At 64.6% G+C, this 18,782-nt stretch carries 22 protein-coding genes; 9 read left to right on the forward strand and 13 right to left on the reverse strand.

Annotated features, from left to right (window positions below; genetic code table 11):
• Positions 1-118 precede the first annotated feature (118 nt).
• Positions 119-892 (forward strand): NAD kinase, encoded by a 774-nt coding sequence (locus AB4099_RS00085; protein WP_113514265.1) that lies wholly within the window; start codon positions 119-121, stop codon positions 890-892.
• 18 nt (positions 893-910) lie between these two features.
• Here the strand turns inward: AB4099_RS00085 and AB4099_RS00090 are convergent, their stop codons facing one another.
• Positions 911-2,125 carry a DUF2336 domain-containing protein gene (locus AB4099_RS00090; RefSeq protein WP_441476623.1) on the reverse strand — a complete coding sequence of 405 codons (1,215 nt, stop codon included), beginning with the start codon at positions 2,123-2,125 and terminating at the stop codon, positions 911-913.
• The gene (locus AB4099_RS00095; RefSeq protein ID WP_113514261.1) at positions 2,122-3,189 is read right to left on the reverse strand and encodes a lytic transglycosylase domain-containing protein; all 1,068 of its coding nucleotides are present in this window, start codon (positions 3,187-3,189) and stop codon (positions 2,122-2,124) included. Before AB4099_RS00095 ends, AB4099_RS00090 begins: the two co-directional genes overlap by 4 nt.
• 137 nt (positions 3,190-3,326) lie before the next feature.
• Between AB4099_RS00095 and AB4099_RS00100 the strand changes: the two genes are divergently transcribed.
• Entirely contained in the window at positions 3,327-3,824 is a 498-nt protein-coding gene (locus tag AB4099_RS00100; protein ID WP_043237156.1) for a MaoC family dehydratase, read from the forward strand.
• 4 nt (positions 3,825-3,828) lie between these two features.
• Positions 3,829-4,707, forward strand: a complete 879-nt coding sequence (locus AB4099_RS00105) for an HpcH/HpaI aldolase/citrate lyase family protein (RefSeq protein ID WP_113514259.1) — start codon at positions 3,829-3,831, stop codon at positions 4,705-4,707.
• A 45-nt stretch (positions 4,708-4,752) separates the two neighbouring features.
• Here the strand turns inward: AB4099_RS00105 and AB4099_RS00110 are convergent, their stop codons facing one another.
• From AB4099_RS00110 to AB4099_RS00120, 3 genes are read right to left on the reverse strand one after another with little or no spacing between them, the layout of a single operon-like run.
• The gene (locus AB4099_RS00110; protein ID WP_162768099.1) at positions 4,753-4,935 is read right to left on the reverse strand and encodes a hypothetical protein; all 183 of its coding nucleotides are present in this window, start codon (positions 4,933-4,935) and stop codon (positions 4,753-4,755) included.
• 9 nt (positions 4,936-4,944) lie between these two features.
• Positions 4,945-5,550, reverse strand: coding sequence for a flavin reductase family protein (locus tag AB4099_RS00115; RefSeq protein WP_113514257.1), 606 nt, complete (start codon positions 5,548-5,550; stop codon positions 4,945-4,947).
• A gap of 4 nt (positions 5,551-5,554) precedes the next feature.
• Complete coding sequence (locus AB4099_RS00120; protein WP_113514256.1) at positions 5,555-6,124, reverse strand: nitroreductase family protein; 570 nt, start codon at positions 6,122-6,124, stop codon at positions 5,555-5,557.
• 195 nt (positions 6,125-6,319) lie between these two features.
• Here AB4099_RS00120 and AB4099_RS00125 point away from each other — a divergent pair, with 195 nt between their 5' ends.
• The gene (locus AB4099_RS00125; protein ID WP_113514299.1) at positions 6,320-7,216 is read left to right on the forward strand and encodes a hypothetical protein; all 897 of its coding nucleotides are present in this window, start codon (positions 6,320-6,322) and stop codon (positions 7,214-7,216) included.
• 36 nt (positions 7,217-7,252) lie between these two features.
• On the opposite strand, the gene AB4099_RS00130 is transcribed toward AB4099_RS00125, so the two are convergent.
• From AB4099_RS00130 to thrS, 5 genes are all read right to left on the reverse strand, one after another.
• Positions 7,253-8,098: an SGNH/GDSL hydrolase family protein gene (locus AB4099_RS00130; RefSeq protein WP_162768098.1), complete on the reverse strand. Its 846-nt coding sequence runs from the start codon at positions 8,096-8,098 to the stop codon at positions 7,253-7,255.
• Positions 8,020-9,225, reverse strand: a complete 1,206-nt coding sequence (locus AB4099_RS00135; RefSeq protein ID WP_441476624.1) for an OpgC family protein — start codon at positions 9,223-9,225, stop codon at positions 8,020-8,022. The genes AB4099_RS00130 and AB4099_RS00135 overlap by 79 nt, the downstream gene beginning before the upstream one ends.
• Positions 9,226-9,563: 338 nt before the next feature.
• A complete protein-coding gene (locus AB4099_RS00140; RefSeq protein ID WP_441476625.1) occupies positions 9,564-10,184 on the reverse strand; it encodes a GDYXXLXY domain-containing protein in 621 nt (206 codons plus the stop codon).
• The gene (locus AB4099_RS00145) at positions 10,184-11,470 is read right to left on the reverse strand and encodes a DUF2157 domain-containing protein (RefSeq protein ID WP_441476626.1); all 1,287 of its coding nucleotides are present in this window, start codon (positions 11,468-11,470) and stop codon (positions 10,184-10,186) included. Before AB4099_RS00145 ends, AB4099_RS00140 begins: the two co-directional genes overlap by 1 nt.
• 57 nt (positions 11,471-11,527) lie before the next feature.
• On the reverse strand, positions 11,528-13,528 hold the full coding sequence (thrS, locus tag AB4099_RS00150) for a threonine--tRNA ligase (RefSeq protein WP_113514245.1): 2,001 nt from the start codon (positions 13,526-13,528) through the stop codon (positions 11,528-11,530).
• A gap of 242 nt (positions 13,529-13,770) precedes the next feature.
• On the opposite strand from thrS, the gene AB4099_RS00155 reads away from it, so the two are divergent.
• Complete coding sequence (locus AB4099_RS00155; RefSeq protein WP_441476627.1) at positions 13,771-14,001, forward strand: hypothetical protein; 231 nt, start codon at positions 13,771-13,773, stop codon at positions 13,999-14,001.
• Between the two features lie 43 nt (positions 14,002-14,044).
• Here AB4099_RS00155 and yidD read toward each other — a convergent pair whose 3' ends face one another.
• Positions 14,045-14,377 (reverse strand): membrane protein insertion efficiency factor YidD, encoded by a 333-nt coding sequence (yidD, locus tag AB4099_RS00160; protein WP_113514297.1) that lies wholly within the window; start codon positions 14,375-14,377, stop codon positions 14,045-14,047.
• Positions 14,378-14,421: 44 nt separating this feature from the next.
• Here yidD and AB4099_RS00165 point away from each other — a divergent pair, with 44 nt between their 5' ends.
• A complete protein-coding gene (locus AB4099_RS00165) occupies positions 14,422-15,171 on the forward strand; it encodes a phosphatase PAP2 family protein (RefSeq protein ID WP_113514241.1) in 750 nt (249 codons plus the stop codon).
• Here AB4099_RS00165 and AB4099_RS00170 read toward each other — a convergent pair.
• The gene (locus tag AB4099_RS00170; protein ID WP_441476628.1) at positions 15,164-15,634 is read right to left on the reverse strand and encodes an iron-sulfur cluster assembly scaffold protein; all 471 of its coding nucleotides are present in this window, start codon (positions 15,632-15,634) and stop codon (positions 15,164-15,166) included. The two genes, AB4099_RS00165 and AB4099_RS00170, sit on opposite strands and share 8 nt — an antisense overlap.
• Positions 15,635-15,836: 202 nt before the next feature.
• On the opposite strand from AB4099_RS00170, the gene folE reads away from it, so the two are divergent.
• From folE to AB4099_RS00185, 3 genes are all read left to right on the forward strand, one after another.
• Positions 15,837-16,478: a GTP cyclohydrolase I FolE gene (gene folE, locus AB4099_RS00175; protein ID WP_441476629.1), complete on the forward strand. Its 642-nt coding sequence runs from the start codon at positions 15,837-15,839 to the stop codon at positions 16,476-16,478.
• Between the two features lie 90 nt (positions 16,479-16,568).
• Complete coding sequence (hisI, locus tag AB4099_RS00180; protein ID WP_441476630.1) at positions 16,569-16,979, forward strand: phosphoribosyl-AMP cyclohydrolase; 411 nt, start codon at positions 16,569-16,571, stop codon at positions 16,977-16,979.
• Between the two features lie 197 nt (positions 16,980-17,176).
• Positions 17,177-18,154 carry a patatin-like phospholipase family protein gene (locus AB4099_RS00185; RefSeq protein WP_441476631.1) on the forward strand — a complete coding sequence of 326 codons (978 nt, stop codon included), beginning with the start codon at positions 17,177-17,179 and terminating at the stop codon, positions 18,152-18,154.
• 33 nt (positions 18,155-18,187) lie between these two features.
• Here the strand turns inward: AB4099_RS00185 and AB4099_RS00190 are convergent, their stop codons facing one another.
• The gene (locus AB4099_RS00190) at positions 18,188-18,619 is read right to left on the reverse strand and encodes a CBS domain-containing protein (protein ID WP_113514231.1); all 432 of its coding nucleotides are present in this window, start codon (positions 18,617-18,619) and stop codon (positions 18,188-18,190) included.
• Between the last annotated feature and the right edge of the window lie 163 nt (positions 18,620-18,782).

The following is an 18,782-nucleotide window of genomic DNA, read 5'->3' on the forward strand; positions in this document are numbered from 1 at the left end:
CGCATCGAGCCGGGGGCGACCCCGGCTTTTTTATGCCCGCCCTGGCTCGCCCCTTCCGTCACCGCCGTGCTATGCCAGCCACTCCTTGCCCCTGAGCCTGGCTGATCCGGACCCCCTGATGACCGCGCGCTTCGCAGCCATCTCCTTCGTCGCCAGTGAGACGCCAGAGGCAGAAGCCGCGCTGGAGAAGCTCGTCGCGCGCTATGGCAATGCCGATTGCGACAGCGCCGATGTCATCGTGGCGCTTGGTGGCGACGGGCTGATGTTGCAGACGCTGCATCGCTTCATCGGCACAGGCAAGCCGATCTACGGCATGAATCGCGGCTCGGTCGGCTTCCTGATGAACGAGTTCCGCGAGCGCGGCCTGACCAAACGGCTAGAAGCCGCTCATCGCAGCATCGTCCACCCGCTTTCGATGCTCGCGATCGACGAGAATGGGCGGGAATTCCGTGCCAAGGCGATCAATGAAGTGTCCCTACTCCGCCGCTCCTACCAGGCGGCGAAGCTGCGCCTGTCCGTCGATGGCCAGGTACGGCTGGAGGAGCTGATTTCCGACGGTATCCTGCTGGCGACGCCGGCGGGCTCGACAGCCTATAATCTCTCGGCCAATGGCCCGATCCTGCCGCTCGATGCGCCGCTGCTGGCCCTGACCCCGATCGCCGCCTTTCGCCCGCGGCGCTGGCGGGGGGCCCTGCTTCCCGACCAGGCACAGGTCATGATCGAGGTGCTGGAAGCGCCAAAACGCCCGGTCAGCGCGATGGCAGACCATATCCAGATCGACAATGTCGTCTCGGTCGCGATCGCAATCGATCGGAGCATCGACCTCGTCATGCTGCATGATCCCGGCCACAGCCTGGACGAACGCATCCTGCGCGAGCAATTCGGCTATTGACCAGCCGGTGACGCCGCCTCAGGCGGCGCTTCGAAGATCCGCCTCGTCGAGTTCGACCAGCAGGGATGGGTCAGCCTCGACCAGCAGGGCGAGCGCCGCATCGTCTGCAAACGAATCCGCCATCGACCGCGCTTCCTCACGTGCCGCCTCGGCATCGAGCCGCCGCAGCAGCCCGTTCAGCGAATCGGCCTCGCTGCCTTCGAGCCGCTCGCAGTAGCTCATGACGCTTGCCATGACGGCGCGGTCGATGCCCTGCGTTCCGCTCACCCGTTCGAAGCCGGATAGGTTCAACGCAGCGATCGCCGCAACAAAGGCCGGCAGCAAGGAGCCCGGCATGCCCGCCTTGCGGTAGAGCCCGCGCAAGCTCGCGCCGCTCCGGTCCCGGAGGATCGCCGACACGCGAGCGAGCGGCAGACCCGAGAGCGACGAGAATGCCGCCTCCGCCAGGGCAGGCTCGACGCTGAGAAGCGAGCGCAGCATCAGCCCCGGCGTCAGCCGGCCATTCTCGCGCAGGCATTCGACGATCGCAGGCGCATCGCTGTCTTCGCCGCCTGCTGCGAGTGCGACGGCAACCCGCTCGGTCGACTCGCGCGCCAGCCTGGCGCTGCGCTCCGGCGTCAGCCAGCCGCAGCCGGAGACGAAGCTCGCCAACGCATCCGACATTCGCCCTGCAATGGCCTGGCGCAGCCCTGCGGGCAGATCGTTCCGGGCAAGGAGCGCCTCGCGCAAGGCCCCGGAGCCACCCGCGCGCTCGAACATGCGCTCAAGTGAGAATGTCGGAATCCACGCGCTGCGATTGCCTGCCAGGGCCAGCAGCGCTTCCTCGCACCCGACTTCGGCAAGCGCTGCCGCGACACTGGTCGGCAGGCAGGGCCGCTGTGCGATGGCGCGTTGCGCCAAAGCGTCCCCGATGGCAGCCGCGTCGACCAGGTCCGCCTCTGTCAGCACCGGTGAATGCGCCAGAACCAGTGCATTCACGTCGCTTTGCTCGGCGATGAGGTTGAGGATCAGCGCACGCGGCGCACGCGGCGAGGTCGCAACCTCCTCGGCTATGGCACGGCGAACCAGGGGCGAGGGATCCTCGATCAGCGCGATCAGCGCAGTTTCGGCCTCGCGGCGATCCTCGTCGGACATGCCGGAGTGCAAATAGGCGCCCGCAAGCGCGGCTGCGCCGGAGGCGCGGGCCTCGGCATTGGCCGTGCGGGCCCAGAGCAGGAAACGGCGAACGATCATGTGCCGCTCCGCTGGACCATGAAGGCGGAAAGATCGAGCGGGGCACGACGCGGCTTCGCCGCGGATTTAGGTGCAGTGTTCCCGGCCTGGGTCAGATCGACCGGGCGCGACGGCGGCAAGGGAGCGGTTGTGGCAGTCGTCGGATTCGTGGGCGCCGTTGGGGCGGACGCGTTCGTTGGAGCGGCGTCGCTCGCACCCTGCCGAGGGAAATAGCGGTCGGCCGGATCGAGCGCCGCCAGACGCGAAGCATCGCTGCGCGGTGTGGTCCAGAGATTGGCCACCGCCTTGGAGACCGGCTGACGCGAGCCCTCGGTCGAGAACAGCCCGATCAACCCCTTGGCCCGATCCGGCGCCAACGCGGCAGCAATCGGCACCGCCTGGTCAGTGCCGGCCGCGGACTTGACGCTCCCAGTCGTGGTCGCTGCGGCAAGCTGCGTGTTGGCGTGGCTCGCCGCCAGCACGCCGTAGACCTCCTGGGCCGTGCGAGCGCGGCCTGACTTGTCGAAGAAGATGTTGCGATTGGCTGAAGCGGCCTCGGGAAAGTCCCTGGCTGCGACCCGCATCGGATCGTTGCCGGCGGCGCGAATGAGGTCGCTCGCGCCACGCGAACCGAGCACATGCGCCATGTAGAGCTCGCCGGCATTCGGCTGGCGGCCGAGCGTCGAGGCAAGCTGGTCGCGGTTCTTCTGGGTCAGCGCTCCGGCCATGACGGCAGCCACTTGCGGATCATTGCGCAGCTGCAGGATCTTTTCTCGCGTCGCGGCGTCCGGCACGCTGAGTCGGCCGGTCTCGTCGGCGCTGATCGCATTGGCGTAATTGGAAAGCCCCTGCTTCGGCCCTTCCTGCTTCACCATCGAAAGCCAGGTCTGCTCGATGAACTGAAACAGCCCGGTGGCGCTCGAGGTCTTGGCTTTCGCGTCGGGATCAAGCGCCGATTCGCGCTGCGCCGTCTTCAGGAGGTAATCGAAGCCGGCACCGCTCCTTTCGGCGCCGTCGCGAATGGCATTGACGACCGGATTGGCCGGTGCAGTCTCGCGCGTCGTAGGCGTCGTGAACAGGAACATGCAGACTCTCAGGCAGCCCGAGCGCAAGGTGCCGGAGCTCCTGTGGAGACTGCCCCAATTATGGTAAGCGAACCGTTAAACACGCGGAATCACCGAGCCGGCTTACAGCGCCGGAATGCGGCTTTGGAGGAGCGTTCATGACCGAGGTGAAGCGCCACAAGCGCGGCGGGATCTATTTCGAGGATTTCCAGGTCGGCGCGGTCATCGAGCACGGGCTTACGCGCACCGTGACCCAGATGGACAACATGCTCTTCTCGAACATGACCTTGAATCCACAACCTCTTCATATCGATGCGCATTTCTGCGCGACCGAGACGGAATGGGGTAAGCCGCTGATGAACTCCCTGTTCACGCTCGGGCTGATGATCGGCATCTCCGTCAACGACACCACGGTCGGCACCACCATCGGCAATCTCGGCATGACCGACGTGACCTTCCCTGCTCCACTCTTCGAGGGCGACACCGTGAACTGCGTCACCGAAATCGTCAGCAAGCGTGAGTCCCGCTCGCGCCCCGATGCCGGGATCGTCGAGTTCCACCATCGCGCCTATAAGCAGGACGGCACCTTGGTCGCCCAATGCCGCCGCCAGGCCTTCATGCGCAAGCATCCCGAAGCCACGACAATTGCGGTCTGACCGGATGCGTTCGCTCCTTTTCGTACCGGGCGACAGCCCGAAGAAGCTCCAGAAGGGCCTGGAGAGCGGCGCCGATGCGCTGATCCTGGACCTGGAGGATTCCGTCGCACTCGACGGCAAGGCCCAGGCCCGCACGATCAGTCTGGGTTTCCTCAAGGCGGCTCGCCAACAGGCGAAGCGGCCCCTCCTGATCGTGCGCATCAATGCGCTTACGACCGGTCTCAGCGATGCGGACCTCGACATGATCATGCCGGGTGCCCCCGATGCGATCATGCTGCCCAAATCCGAGGGCGGCACCGATGTCTCGCATCTCGCCGCCCGGATCGCGGTTCGCGAGGCGGAATGCGAACTCCCCGACGGCGCGACGCGGATCATTCCGATCGCCACCGAAACCGGAAAGGGCATCTTCGGCCTCGGCAGCTATGCTGGCGCGACCCATCGGCTCGCGGCCCTGACCTGGGGCGCGGAAGACCTGTCTGCAGATCTCGGCGCCGAGACCAACCGGCTGAGCGACGGTTCCTATACCGATCCCTACCGCCTCGCCCGATCGCTCACGCTCTTTGCCGCCGCGTCGTCGCAGGTCGATGCGATCGATACCGTCTTCACGAACTTCCGTGATGCCGATGGCTTTCGCACCGAATGCATCGCGGCCCGCCGCGATGGCTTCACCGGCAAGATGGCGATCCATCCGGCGCAGGTTGCGGTCATCAACGAGGTCTTCGCTCCAGCGCCCGAGGACGTCGCCAAGGCCGATGCCATCATCGCCCTGTTCGCGGAAAATCCGGGTGTGGGTGTGATCGGGCTCAACGGCGAGATGCTCGATCGCCCCCACCTTGTCAGGGCACAGCGCCTGAAGGCGCGGGCTGACAAGCTGGGTCGATGAGCGGGCACAACCGATTCTGAAGACGCGATTTTCCAGCCTTTCCGATCAGGGAATGCGGATCTGCCGGCAGTTGCGCTGGGTCGAGGACAGGCAATCCTGAGCCTTCCGCGCGCGATCGAGTCCGAGGAGCAGCCAGATTCCAGCGCCAAGCAGAAGCAGAGTGGCGATGATCGCAAGCAGGTTGACGGTCATTCGCCAGTCGTCATCCTCGTCCGGCGGCCGCGGCACGGGCCCTGCTCAGCCGCCGGTCGGGCGGATGATCGAGAACAGGTGGTCCACCTCGGCATAGTCCGCGTAGCCACAGCGCGCGATCGGATGGGCCGCGGCCGTGTCGAAGCGTCCGTCACGGACATAGGCCTCATCCATGAAGATCCCGACGACCTGACCCAGCACCATCCAGCGCGGCACCGGCTTGTCGTCGAGGTCTTTGAGCTGCTGGATGGAGAGCAGCTTGCACTCGAGCGCGGCCGGACTGCCGGCGACACGCGGAGGCTTCACGAATTTGGACTCGGCCATTGCGAGCCCGGAATGCTCGTATTCGCTCGTCCCGCGCGGCAGCGGCGCCGATGTCAGGTTCATCTGTTGCGCCAATGCCTTGGTGACCAGCGAGCAGGTGAACTCGCCCGTCTCCTCGATGAAGGAAACCGCGTCCTTCTTGTCCTCGGAGGAGAACATCACAATATGCGGCCGCGACGAGACAGCGTTGAAAAAGCTGTAGGGCGAGAGATTGATCTCGCCCTTGGCACTCCGCGCCGTGATCCAGCCGATCGGACGCGGCGTCACGATCGCCTTGAAGGGATCATGCGGCAGGCCATGGTCCTGGAGCGCGGTCGAGTAGATCATCGGCTCAGGCCCCGTAATGGCTGACGATATCGGCGAGCACCGGCCGGTCCCGGTCGGCGGGGACGGTTTCGGGCGTGCCGATATGGATGAAGCCTGCCATGCGCTCGTCGTCAGCGAGCCCGAACGCAGAGAGCACGTCGCGATCGAACGAGAACCAGTTGGTCAGCCAGGAGGCGCCGAAACCCATCGCGTGAGCAGCCACGAGGATGTTCATGCAGACGGCGCCGGCGGAAAGCTCCTGCTCCCATTCCGGAATTTTGACATGAGGCCGAGCGCGCGAGACCACGCCGATGATCAGCGGTGCATGGGTCAGGCGCTTCCTCTCGAACGCAACCTTCTCGTCGTCGGCATCGGGATTCCTGGCGCGAAACACCTTTGCGACCACATCGGCGGCCGTCTCGCGGGCGGCGCCCTCGAACAGAACGAAGCGCCACGGCGCAAGCTTGCCGTGATCGGGCACACGCGTGCCAATGGTCAAAAGGTCGCGGAGTTGGTCGGCGCTTGGGCCAGGAGCCGTCAGGAATTGCGGCGGCACCGAACGGCGCAGCTTGAGCAGGGCGAGCGTATCGGTCATGAGACTTCCGGGCGAGAGAAACGGCCGGCGGAGCAGACGGGGCCGCCAGCGCTACTGGCATCTGAACTAGTGGTTTGCCATGAAGAGGACAAGCAAGCCTGCTCAGACGCGGGCGCAAGGGCGTCAAGGACTATGAGCATGTTTGAATTGGATCGTTTCCAGAGACGGGCCCTGGCCAGCGCTCCGCGCGTGCGAATGCTCACGCGCCTGTCTTCGGCTGCCGTGGCGCTGCTCTTCTCCCTGACGACTGCGATCGCGCAGATCGTTCCGCTGTCGCCCTCGCCACCGATTACCCCGGAGATCTCCCCCTCGCCGACGCCGGGAAGCACCGCGACGGTCGGCTCGGCCAATCTCAGCGCCAGCGCGCAATTCGCCAATGACCGCAAGCCGATCCGCTCCGGCCTCGTCTGGCGCGTTCTCGTCGAGTCCGTAGACGGTTCGCCGCCGCGCATCGTCGCCCGCTCGAATGATGCAGAACCGGTGTTCTCCCTCGAACCTGGCTCCTATGTGCTGCACGCCGCCTATGGCTTTGCCAGCGGCACCAAGCGGGTCGTGCTCGGCCCGCAAGGAACGCGCGAACAGATTCCGATCAGCGCCGGCGGCCTCACCCTCGCAGGCTCGATCGGCGAGACGCCGATCCAGGCAGCACAGCTTTCATTCTCGATCTTCGTGCCGTTGCAGGGGAACTCGGAAGGTCGCCTGGTCGGCAATGCCAAGGCAGGCGAGCTGATCCGCTTGCCTGAAGGCACCTATCACGTGGTCTCGACTTATGGCGATTCCAACGCGATCCAGCGCGCTGATGTGACCGTGGAATCGGGGAAGGTCACCGACGCCACACTGCACCACCGGGCCGCTCGGGTAACGCTGAAGCTCGTCGCGTCCCCCGGTGGCGAGGCCTTCGCCGGTACCGCCTTCAGCGTGCTGACCCCCGGCGGTGACGTCATTCGCGAAGCCATTGGTGCTTTCCCGCAAGTGATCCTGGCCGAAGGCGACTACGTGTTGATTGCACGTCAGGAAGGCCAGATCTTCTCGAAGGACTTCAAGGTCGAGAGTGGACTCGATCGGGATATTGAGGTCATCGCGACGAAGTGAACTCGTCCTCCGGCGGGAGGACCATAGCCGCAATGTTCAGTTGCTGGCGCCGGGAGCTTCAGCAAGGCCGAGCTTGGCCCCGGTCAGTTCGGCGGCAATCCCGTCCGCGATCCTGACCGCGAGGCAGCGATAGCCGGAATCGACCATATGGAGCCCGTCCATGCCAACGAGTTCCTCGGCTGTGAACTGCTTTGCTCTCGCCCAGTTCTTCATGATGCCGTAGCGCGGGAACACCGCAACACCTTGTTCCTCCGCGACCTTTGCCAGGACAGCACGGTAATCGTCATATTTCGGATAGCGCTCTTCGCGCGGTAGCCAGGGCAGATCGATCAGGACGGTGTCGACATCGGCATCCCGGAGCTTGCGAATGCCTTTGCGCAAGATTTTCGCCAGCTTCTCCTCGCCGATATCGCGGACAGCGTCGTTGACCGCCGTCTGCCAGATTACCAGCGTCGGCTTCTCCTCAAGGACCTCGGTGTCCATCCGCTGAAGCATGTCATAGGCCGACTGGCCACCAACGCCCTTGTTGACAACCTTGACCTCGGCCTCCGGCAGCCGGCGCTTGAGCTCGGCCTCGAGAACCGCGGGGTAGCTGTGGCTGATCTCGCTTGCCCCGGCTCCGGCCGTGGCCGACGAGCCGAGCGCAACGATGGTGAGCTTGCCCGTATCCCGCAGGACTCTCTTGGCGGCCGGCAGCATCGGTTGAAAGGGAAACTGGGCCGCCCCCGAACGGCAGCGCAGATCGGCCCGGCCGGCGAGCGTCAGAGGCCCAGCCTGAACAGAACTGGTGACGAGTGCGATGGTCAGGATTGCGGCGCAGAATTGTGCAGCCCGGAAGCCGGCTTCTCTGCGGAACCACGGAGCGCGTTGGACTGATACCACGATAGGAAATTTCCTAGCACTGTCAGTATCGTAATGCCACCGAGACAAACCAGCAACTGTATGCTCAAGGCGAAATAGGTTTCGGCCAGAATGATCTGTCCAATGATCGCGAGCACGATACCGGTGCAAAAGATCTCGAGGGAATGCCGGCCCAATACTGCAAGTCGGCGCCCAACCACTCCGCAAACCAGCGCCGACTGCGCCGGCACGAAACGAACGAAGAGCCAGGCCAGAGCCGCCAGATGCAGCAGGCGTGTCCAGGCCAGATTGGTCTTGTCGCTGCCGATCTGCAGGTTCTCGATCCACTCGTTCAAGGCCGCGATGCCAAACGGGTTTCCCGCCGAAACTTTGATGATCAGGGCAAGCACGACAACGGCAAATGCGAGGGCATCGATGATGGCCGACCTCGGCATGACGACGCCCATCTGCACGCCGCGGCCGACCACCACGCCGAGCGTGAAGACGAGCTGCCAGGCAAAGGGATTGAAGAACCAGCCCGGCGTCCCCGCATTCGGCAGGTTCACCTCGAAAGTGACCGCGACCTGCCAGACCAGCACCGAACCCAGGAGTGCCAGCGCAGGATTGAAGCGCACGGCCCGATAGATCAGCGGAAAAGCGGCCAGCAGCACGATATAGAGCGGCAGGATGTCGAGATAATTCGGCTGATAGGTCAGCGTCAGCGCATCGACCAGTGCCGAGAGCGTGTCGTTGAAGAAGGGCTGGATATTGATCGCTTCGATATAGAGCGGGTTCTGGGTGGTCGTCACAGCCCGCGCCACAACCCCGCAGACGATGATGAAAACCGCGATATGGGCGATGTAGAGCGTCCAGATGCGCCCCCCAATCCGGAGCGCTCCCATGCCGAGGCCACGGCGCTCGATCACCGAGCCATAGGCGAGCGTGGCCGAGACGCCAGCCAGGAAGACGAAGATGTCGGCCGCATCCGAGAAGCCGAAATTATGCGGCATCACGGCAGCGACGACGTTTCCCGGCATGTGGTTGATGAAGATGATCAACAGCGCCAGCCCGCGGACGGCATCGATCCGCATGTCGCGTCCCACCGGTCTCGCGGCCAGCGCTCCCGCGCCGCGAAGAAGGTAGTGCCCGAATGACGGGAAATGCGACACCAGCAGCTTCTCCGGAACGCGAGGAACACGGCCATCGGTGTTTCAGGCCAACCACCCGGACCCTGAAGGCCGGACCAAACATGAACGGAGCCTGCCGATTCCGTTCATCTAACGTTCATATAACGCTATCGCTGCGGCCGCTATGGGGAAGCGGGATCACATCTATGTGTCTCCGGAATATGCGCGGAAGATGGCAGCCACCGCGCGCCCGCTGGAAAGGCGGCGGATCGATCAATCACGACTCCGCGACCCGCAGGGCCTCACCAGCAATGCATTGATAATATTGATATTTAAGCGGAGGATCGCATTGCCATGGGCAACGCCGACGCGAGCCAGCCCTAGAAGGGCGGCTCGGCGTGGACCAGCTTGCCGTCGATCAGCAACCGCTTGATCGCAGAACTGCCCGAAGGCGCAACGGCCGCAACGACTTCCAATCTGCTGCGTTCAGTGCGCTCGATCGCGAGCCCGGTGCCTTGCGGCACGAAGTAGCTCTCGAGCCCATAGGCGACACGCACTCCGTTGCGGGTTCGCGAGCAATCGACGGTCCCGTTCTCCGCTCGCGGGCACACGCCAGCGGTGAGCACATGGCCTTCGATCACCACGTCCGTCCCGCTTGCCAGCGGCCTGATCTTGTAGGCTCCGACAGGCCGGGCGAAGCCATCGGTGCCAGCCGTGAGCTGCACATGGATAGGATCGCCGCGGCTGAAGTCGCGGTCCCCCTGGAGGCCTGCAAGGTCGAGCGTACTGATATCGTAGTTCAGGATGACGTAATCACCCCGAAACAGGTCACGCGGATCGACTGGTGCCGTCCTCAACCTCACCTCGCTGCCGGAGCGCAGGATGCGAGCCCGCCCTTCGACGAGCATCCCGATCGCGCCGCAGAGCACGACCATCGAGACAACGGCCCGCACTATGGCCGGCACGCGGGCGACGACCCTGTCGGTGGCAAACGCATCCATCACGGCGCCTCCCCAACCGGCCGGGCGAGGCGCGCGAAAAGCCGCCGCGCACCACCGGCAAGCAGCAGCAGCACCGCGCCTGCGATCAGGAAGAACAGCGACTGGTCGAGCAGGCTGCCGATGGTCTGCCAAAGCAGGATCAGGATGGCGACACCGAACAACGCCGCGCCGGCCACGACCAAACGCCGGACTCCGCCGATCGCTCCGGCGGCGATCAACCCCACGGCGCTCGCCAGGACGAGACTCGCTACCACCACCTTGCCAGGCAGGCGCATCGCACCACCCATCCAGAAGATCGTCGGCACCAGGAGCGCGCACAGGAGGGCGATAGCAAGAGGAACCGCAAAGCGCCGCTCGCGCGCCAACGCAACGAAGGCGAGCACGCCAGGCACGGCAACGGCATAGGCGAGATAGACAGGCCAGCTCGCCTGCCCGCCCCGCGACCAGCTGGAATCGAGGATGCGGATCAGCTCGACATCAAGCACCACCATCAGCCCGAGCAGCCCCCAGGGCAGGCAGGCGCTCAGCAGAGCCGGCCCACCGCGATCCAGTGCCACCGCACCGAGCACGACATAGGAGGTCGAGAGTGCGAGCCCATAGGCCAGGAGCCAGTAGTCGAAGGAACCACGCAGCCAGTCACCGGGTACGAGCGCCAGCCAGCACGCGAGCGAGAGGACGGCGACATGATGCACGAGCCGGGCGCGGCGCCCCAATGCCAACCACAGCGCCGGCACATAGCCGAGCAGGAAATAGAGCTGGAGCGAGCCGCCGCTATCCTCCCAGCGCCCCCAGCTCCAGCTTGCCAGAGCGATGAATGCAACGATCAGGGCACCGTCCGAGCGCTGCAGCAACGCGACCGCCAATGCGCCGAGCGCGATCAGGAGCGCGCCCCCCGGCCAATCCGTCGGCAAATGGTACATCTGGCCGACCAGAGCGACGCCGGCAGCAAAACAGAGGACACCGCAGGTCGAGGCGGCATCTGCACCAAGCTTGGACCCTCGGGTTTCGAGGCGGGCTGAAATCCCGAGCGCGACCACGATACTGGCCAGGATCATCGCCAGCTTCGTCAACCGCGGAATCTCCTCCCAGTTCGCCGCGACGAAGGCTGCCACGCTGGCGGCGATGAGCAATCCGCCCAACATCCCGAGCAGCCCCGGCAGCCGAAAGCCCCCGTCGCGCTGCAGCGAGCCACGAATTGCGGTCGCGCTGTCAGAGCTGACAAGTCCCTCAGCGACCCAGCGACTCAAATCGGCTTCGAGCCGCTTGCGATAAGATCCCGTCAGCATCCCCGGCACTCTGGCATGCGGGGCCCGGATTTGGCGAGCCCCGCATGATGCGCGTTTTCAGGACGCTGCCATCTCGGCCTTGCGGCGAGCCAGATCCGGAGGCGTCGCCTCCGTGGTGAACGCCACCAGTGCCTCGTCCAGGCTCATCACCGTCTGCTGCTGGCTGCCGAGGCGGCGGACGGTCACCGTGCGCTCCTCGGCCTCGCGCTTGCCGACGGCCAGGATCACCGGAACCTTGGCAAGCGAGTGCTCCCGCACCTTGTAGCTGATCTTCTCGTTGCGAAGATCGGCGCGTGCCCGGAGGCCCTGGTTCATGCACGCAATGGTGACCTGCTCGGCATAGGCATCGGCCTCCGAGGTGATCGGGCAGACCAGGATCTGTTCCGGCGCGAGCCAGAGCGGGAAATGTCCGGCATGATGTTCGATCAGGATGCCGGTGAAGCGCTCCAGCGAACCGCAAATCGCGCGATGCACCATGCTCGGCGTCTTCTTCTCGCCATCGGAGCCGATATAGAAGGCGCCAAAGCGTTCCGGCAGGTTGAAGTCGACCTGCGTCGTGCCGCACTGCCAGTCCCGCCCAATCGCATCGCGAAGGACATACTCGAACTTGGGGCCATAGAAGGCGCCCTCGCCCGGGTTGATCTCCGTCTTGATCCGGTTGCCGGATTGCCGGGCGATCAGATCCAGCACCTTGGTCATCACGTCTTCGGCGTGGTCCCACATCGCATCGGTACCGACGCGCTTCTCCGGGCGTGTCGAAAGCTTGATGACGAGATCGTCGGTAAAGCCGAAATCGGCATAGACCGAGAGGATCAGGTCATTGATCTTCAGGCACTCCGCCGCCAGGTCGTTCTCAGCGCAGAAGATATGCGCGTCGTCCTGGGTGAAGCCGCGCACACGCATCAGCCCGTGCAGCGCGCCAGAGGGCTCGTAGCGATGGACCGCCCCGAACTCGGCGAGCCGGATCGGCAGGTCGCGATAGCTCTTGAGCCCATGCTTGAAGATCTGGACATGGCCGGGGCAGTTCATCGGCTTCAGCGCGAACATGCGCTGGTCCTTCTCCGGATCATTCGGATGCTCGAGCGCGCCGGCCGATTTAACCGCGAACATGTTGTCCTGATACCAGCCCCAGTGGCCTGAGGTTTCCCAGAGCGACTTGTCGAGGATCTGCGGCGCATTGACCTCCTCGTAATCGGCGGCGAGCCGCCGGCGCATATAAGCGATGATCTCCTGGAACAGGCGCCAGCCCTTCGAGTGCCAGAAGACGACGCCCGGCCCCTCCTCCTGGAAATGGAACAGGTCCATTTCCCGGCCGAGCTTGCGATGGTCGCGCTTCTCCGCCTCCTCGATCTGCTTGAGATGCGCGTCGAGTTCCTCCTGCTTGGCGAAGGCGGTGCCGTAGATCCGCGTCAGCATCGGGTTGTTGCTGTCGCCGCGCCAATAGGCGCCCGCCACCTTCATCAGTTTGAAGGCGTTGCCGACCTTGCCGACCGAGGTCATGTGCGGCCCGCGGCAGAGGTCGATCCAGTCACCCTGAGCGTACATCTTCAGGGTCTGATCTTCCGGGATCGCATCGACGAGCTCGACCTTGAAGTCCTCGCCCTTGTCGCGGAAGAATTGCTTCGCCCTGTCGCGGCTCCACTCTTCCTTGGTGAAGGCTTTGTCGCGCGCAATGATCTCGCGCATCTTCTTTTCGATCGGCGCGAAATCCTCTGGAGAGAACGGCTCGTTCCGGAAAAAATCGTAGAAGAAGCCGTTCTCGATCACCGGACCGATCGTGACCTGCGTGCCGGGATAGAGTTCCTGCACGGCTTCGGCGAGCACGTGGGCGCAATCATGGCGGATCAGTTCGAGCGCGCGCGGATCTTCGCGGTTGAGGAACTCGATCTTCGAGTCCTTCGTGATCGCGTCGCCGAGGTCCACGACGGTGCCGTCAAGCGCCATCGCGACTGTGCGCTTCAAAAGGGAAGGTGAGATGCCGCCAGCGATCTCCTTGCCGGTGATCCCGGCCGGAAACTCGCGCTTTGCACCATCAGGAAAGGTCAGGGAGATCGTCATCGATCATAGTCCTGCTCACTCGGGGAAACGAACCCCGTAAGTCAAGGCCGGCTGCATCTGTGAAGTCGCGGGAGCCTGCAGCCGGTTTCGGCTCACGCGTGCGTCTCGCCTATACGAGGCGCGCCAACCGCGCAATCACTCGCCGGTGCAGCATCCCGCCGATTTCGCCCAGGGCCTCCAGCCTGCCATACGCCCGCCAGAATGGCTTGTAAGCTGTGCCGGTTCAGATTTGGGAGCGCCCAATGAGCAGGACGGCATTGATTGCCCTCGCCCTTCTCGCGGCACCGCCTGTCCTCGCGCAGGACACCGCCGCCATGCGCAAGGCCTGTCGGGAAGACTTCGTCGCCAATTGCCCGGGCGTGAAGCCTGGTGGTGGACGGCTTGTCGCCTGTTTCCGCGAAAGACAGGCCGCATTCTCCGAGGGCTGCAGGGCGGCGATGCAGAGCGCCCAGGCCGGAAGCAAGCCACGTTGATCTCGGCGCATGCCCCCCGATGGCAGAGGCCGCTGGACGCGACCTACTCCACGGGAGGCGCATTGACGCCGCGCCAGCGGCCATAGCGCCAGGGCAGGTACCAGCGCGCCTTTGGTGGCAGCTCCTCGCAGACGAGATCGATGCCGCTGGTGCCGAGCGGCGTACAGCGGCAGATCCGCGCGACCCCGATCCAGCCGCCGCGCCAGAGACCAAAGCGCTGGATCGCCTCGTCCGTGTAGGTCGAGCAGCTTGGCCAATGCCGACATTGCCGTCCGATCAGCATCGAGACGCTGAGCTGGTAACCGCGAATCAACCAATGCGCGCCAGAACGGGGTGCACGCGCAAAAAGACGTGACAACACGCGCACCGATGTCATTTCATCGTTCTTCGTCATTACCTGTTTCATTTTGAGATTCGCTCATGCTTTGCTCCGCTCCGCGATCGGCCTCCCGTTTCCGCATCGGCGCGACCTCCATTCTGGTTCCCGCCGCCTTGCTTTTGTCGCTGACATCAGCGCCTGCCCAGCAGCGGAACAGCCTCCTCTGGCTTGAGCCCGGCAAGATCGATGTCGCCAAGATCATCGGCCTGCCACCGGCAATGAACTCGCCCGAGCACAGGAAGGAGTTCGAAGAGGTCCTTCAGATCACGCTGAACCGGACGCCGGAGCGCGAGAAAGCCGCGATCGCGGATCAATATCAGACGCTCGCCCGCTTTCTCGAAGGCATGGGAATCGACGCGCACCTCTCCGAGCACCGCGAGGTTCGGCTGCTTTTCCGCGAAGCGAATATCGAACTCGGCATTGTGCTCCTCAGTGTGCGCCGCCTGACTGCGCGGACCAGGCCCTTTGCGATGTGGAACAAGGTCAGGGTCAAGCCCTGCCCCGGCGGCAGGCCGGAAGGGACATCCTTCCCCGCCGGCCATGCCGCGACTGCCGCGCTCTATGCCGCACTGCTCAGCGATGCCGCCCCGGAGCTGAAAGACAAGTTCGCGGAGCGCGTCACAAGCTATGGCGAGAGCCGGCTGGTTTGCGGCTTCCATTATGCCAGCGACCTCGTGGCGGGCGAGAAAATCGGCCGACAGGTTGCCGAAGCGCTTCTGGCGGACCGAGCCTTCAAGCAGCGCTTCGACGAGACACGCCCAGAAATCCGAAAGTCGCTGGGGCTCACCTGAGCGCCGCAACCTTGGCTGCCGGCGCCAAGGCCTCGCGCCGCGCCTCGATCTGGCCGATCGCGTCGATCACGGCGTCGAAGGTCAGCATGGTCGAGGCATGGCGCGCCTTATAGTCGCGCACCGGCACCAGAACGGCGAGATCGCTCCACTTGCCGGCAGGCGGCTCGGCATGCTCCTTCAGGATCGCACGCGCCTGCTCGCGAACCGCGCGAAGTTCGCCGGCCGTAGACCCGATAACGTGGCGGGCCATGATCGCGGAGGACGCCTGCCCAAGCGCACAGGCTTTGACGTCATGCCCGAAGCCGGTGACGACATCGCCATCCATCGTCAGGTCGACAGTGACGGTGGAGCCGCACAGCCGGGAATGTGCTGTCGCAGTCGCGTCCGGCACCGGCAATCGCTCGAGCAGCGGGATGTTTCCTGCCAGTTCCAGGATGCGTTTGTTGTAGACGTCGCTCAGCATGACTTGGTCCTCGCCGGCTCTGGAATGACCGGCGCGCGGTTCCAATATAGGGTGGAACGCCTGCGTGCGGGAGATGGTGGCGCCCGATGATGCCGCAGGAGCAGAACTTGTCGCAATTCTTACGAGGCGACGCGATGTCACGGCGACCCGCCGAAACTGCATCGCTAGGCCTTGGGACACGAACCGTAACGGGAGGCACCACATGATCCCTGTGGTTAAGTCCTTGTCCGTCGAGAGGGCTCTCAGCCCCTCCGCTGACAAGTTTCTGGACAGGCGTCCGACCCAGGAGGAGGCTGAGGAGGCTGTGCGCACCCTCCTTCTCTGGGCTGGCGACGACCCAACCCGCGAAGGGTTGCTTGAAACGCCGCAGCGCGTCACCAAGGCCTACAAGGAATTCTACAGGGGCTACTCCGAAAATCCCGACGAGATCCTCGACCGCGTCTTCGAGGAAGTGGACAATTATCAGGACATGGTCCTCGTCCGCGACATCCCGTTCCATTCGCATTGCGAGCACCACATGGTGCCTTTCGTCGGCAAGGCGCATATCGGCTACTACCCCGCAAAGGGGGTGGTCGGCCTGTCGAAGCTGGCTCGCATCGTCGATGTCTACGCCCGGCGCCTCCAGACCCAGGAGGCGATGACGGCGCAGATAGCCCGGATCATCGACAAGGCGCTCGAACCCCGCGGCGTCGCCGTTCTGGTCGAGGCCGAGCATATGTGCATGTCGATGCGGGGCGTGCTGAAGCAGGGTTCATCGACACTGACCACGCAATATACCGGCGTGTTCAAGGACCCTGCCGAACAGGTCCGCTTCTTCACCATGGTCAAGTCGCCTGGCCTGTAGGGTTGGAGCGACCCGGCATTGGCGATAACCACCGCTGCCATGATAAAGGGCGCCTCGCGGGATGCGCCCTGTCCTGCTGCGGAGCCGCCAATGTCCAGCTTCCCCGTTTTGTCCGATAAGCATGCGCTCGAGGAAGGCACAACGCTGGCGCCGCGCTTCGACAGCAGCGGCCTCGTCACCTGCGTGACGACCGACGCCGAGACGGGCGAACTCCTGATGGTCGCCCATATGAATGCCGAAGCCCTTCAACGCAGCATCGCAACGGGAGAGGCCTGGTACTGGTCGCGCTCGCGCAAGGAGCTCTGGCACAAGGGCGCCACCTCCGGGCAGGTCCAGACTATCCTCGAGATGCGCGTCGACTGCGACCAGGATGCCATTTGGCTGAAGGTGAAGGTCGCAGGCGATGGTGGTTGCTGCCACACCGGTCGGCACTCGTGCTTTTACCGGGTGAAGTCGCTGCGCGATGCCGCAGCCGAGCCTCTCACCTTGGTCGCCACGTGACGCAGGGCCGCGTTGGCAATACTTTCACCAATCTAACATTTTTCTGTCAAATCCGCTTGTTAGGGCAATCGTCGCGCGTGTGATTCAGGTTCTCCTCACTTTCTCGCGAGACAATGATCCACCCGCGGAGGGTCGGGATCATGTTATGGGATGGTATTGCTCGACGGGCCTTCGGAATGGGCGGCGGCGTGGCCTCTATGAACGACCTTAGGACCGAACCGCTGCGGCGGCGCAGCAGCAGACCCAGGATCGGCCTTGCTCTCGGTGGCGGTGCTGCGCGCGGCTGGGCCCATATCGGCGTGCTCGAGGTCCTGACTGAAGCGGGTTTCGGCCCCGATGTCATTGCCGGAACATCGATCGGCGCCGTGGTCGGCGGCTGCTTTTCCGCGGGAAAGCTGCCGGCGCTGACCGAATTCGCCATGGGCCTGACCAAGCGCCGTGTCGTCGGATTGATGGACTTCCACATCGGCGGCGCGGGCCTCATCTCGGGTGGCCGCCTGAAGCGGCTGCTTGAACGCGACCTCGTCGGCATCCGCATCGAGGCCCTGCCTCAGCGCTTCGTCGCCGTGGCCACAGAACTCGGCACGGGCCACGAAATCTGGCTGACCCACGGCCCGCTCGTCGAGGCCCTGCGCGCCTCCTATGCGCTGCCCGGCGTCTTCGATCCGGTGAAGCTCGGCGGACGCTGGCTGATGGATGGCGCACTGGTCAACCCTGTGCCAGTCACCGCCGCACGCGCGCTCGGCGCCGATGTCGTGATCTGCGTCAACCTCAACAGCGACCTCTCGGGACGCGGCACGACCATCCAGAACCACAGCTCGGATCCGGACCCCGCCCCCCTGCCTGAGCTCGACATTCGCCCGACCTCACGCTGGCTCGACGGTATCAACGGTGCGGCACGGCGCATGCGCGGCTTCCTCGGCCGCGCCAGCAACGATCAGCCGGGGCTCGCCGGTGTGATGGTCGATGCCTTCAACATCACCCAGGATCGCATCTCGCGCTCGCGGCTGGCCGGCGACCCGCCCGACGTCATGATCGGACCCAAGCTCGCCAAGGTCGGCTTGTTCGATTTCCATCGAGCCGATGAGGCCATGGAACTCGGCCGCGTCGCCGCACGGCGCGCGCTCGACGAGATCGCAGCCATGGTCGCGAGCAATCACATCGCGGCCGACTGATCCCGGCCGCTCGCTCTGCAGGGCAGACCGGCCTCAGGCCATCGCGATATAGTCCCGCATGGCGCGGCTCTCCGCCTCGATCTCGGCGACACGGTGCTTCACGACGTCACCGATCGAGACGATGCCCGTGATCCGCCCGTTCTCAAGCACCGGAACATGGCGGAAGCGGCCCACCGTCATCAGCTCCATCAACTCGTCAACGCTGGTCTCATGGCGGCAGGTAACGACCTTGGCGGTCATGATCCGCGAGACCGGGCTCTCCAATGCGGCCGTCCCCGTTTCGGCAAGAGCGCGGATGATGTCTCTTTCGGACAGGATTCCGAGCAAGCTGCCGTCGGCGCCAGCGACCACGACTGCGCCGATACGCTTCTCGCCAAGCGTGCGGATTGCCTCGGCGAGCGTACGATGCGGCTGCACCGAGATGACATCGTGCCCCTTGTTACCGAGAATCTGCGCGACGTTCATGAACGCGTTCCTCCTGTTTGGCACACCATCGCCCTGGCGCGCGAAATCAACGGGAGCGTTGCCCGGCCGATGACGGGTCAAGTCGCCAAAGAGGCCGTCGCAAGCCCTTCGCAGAACCGGGAGTGTGGGCGAAGACCGGGGCGACGGCAAGGCGAATGGCGCG

The organism is Allobosea sp. 2KB_26, from assembly GCF_052115715.1.
GTDB lineage: Bacteria > Pseudomonadota > Alphaproteobacteria > Rhizobiales > Beijerinckiaceae > Allobosea.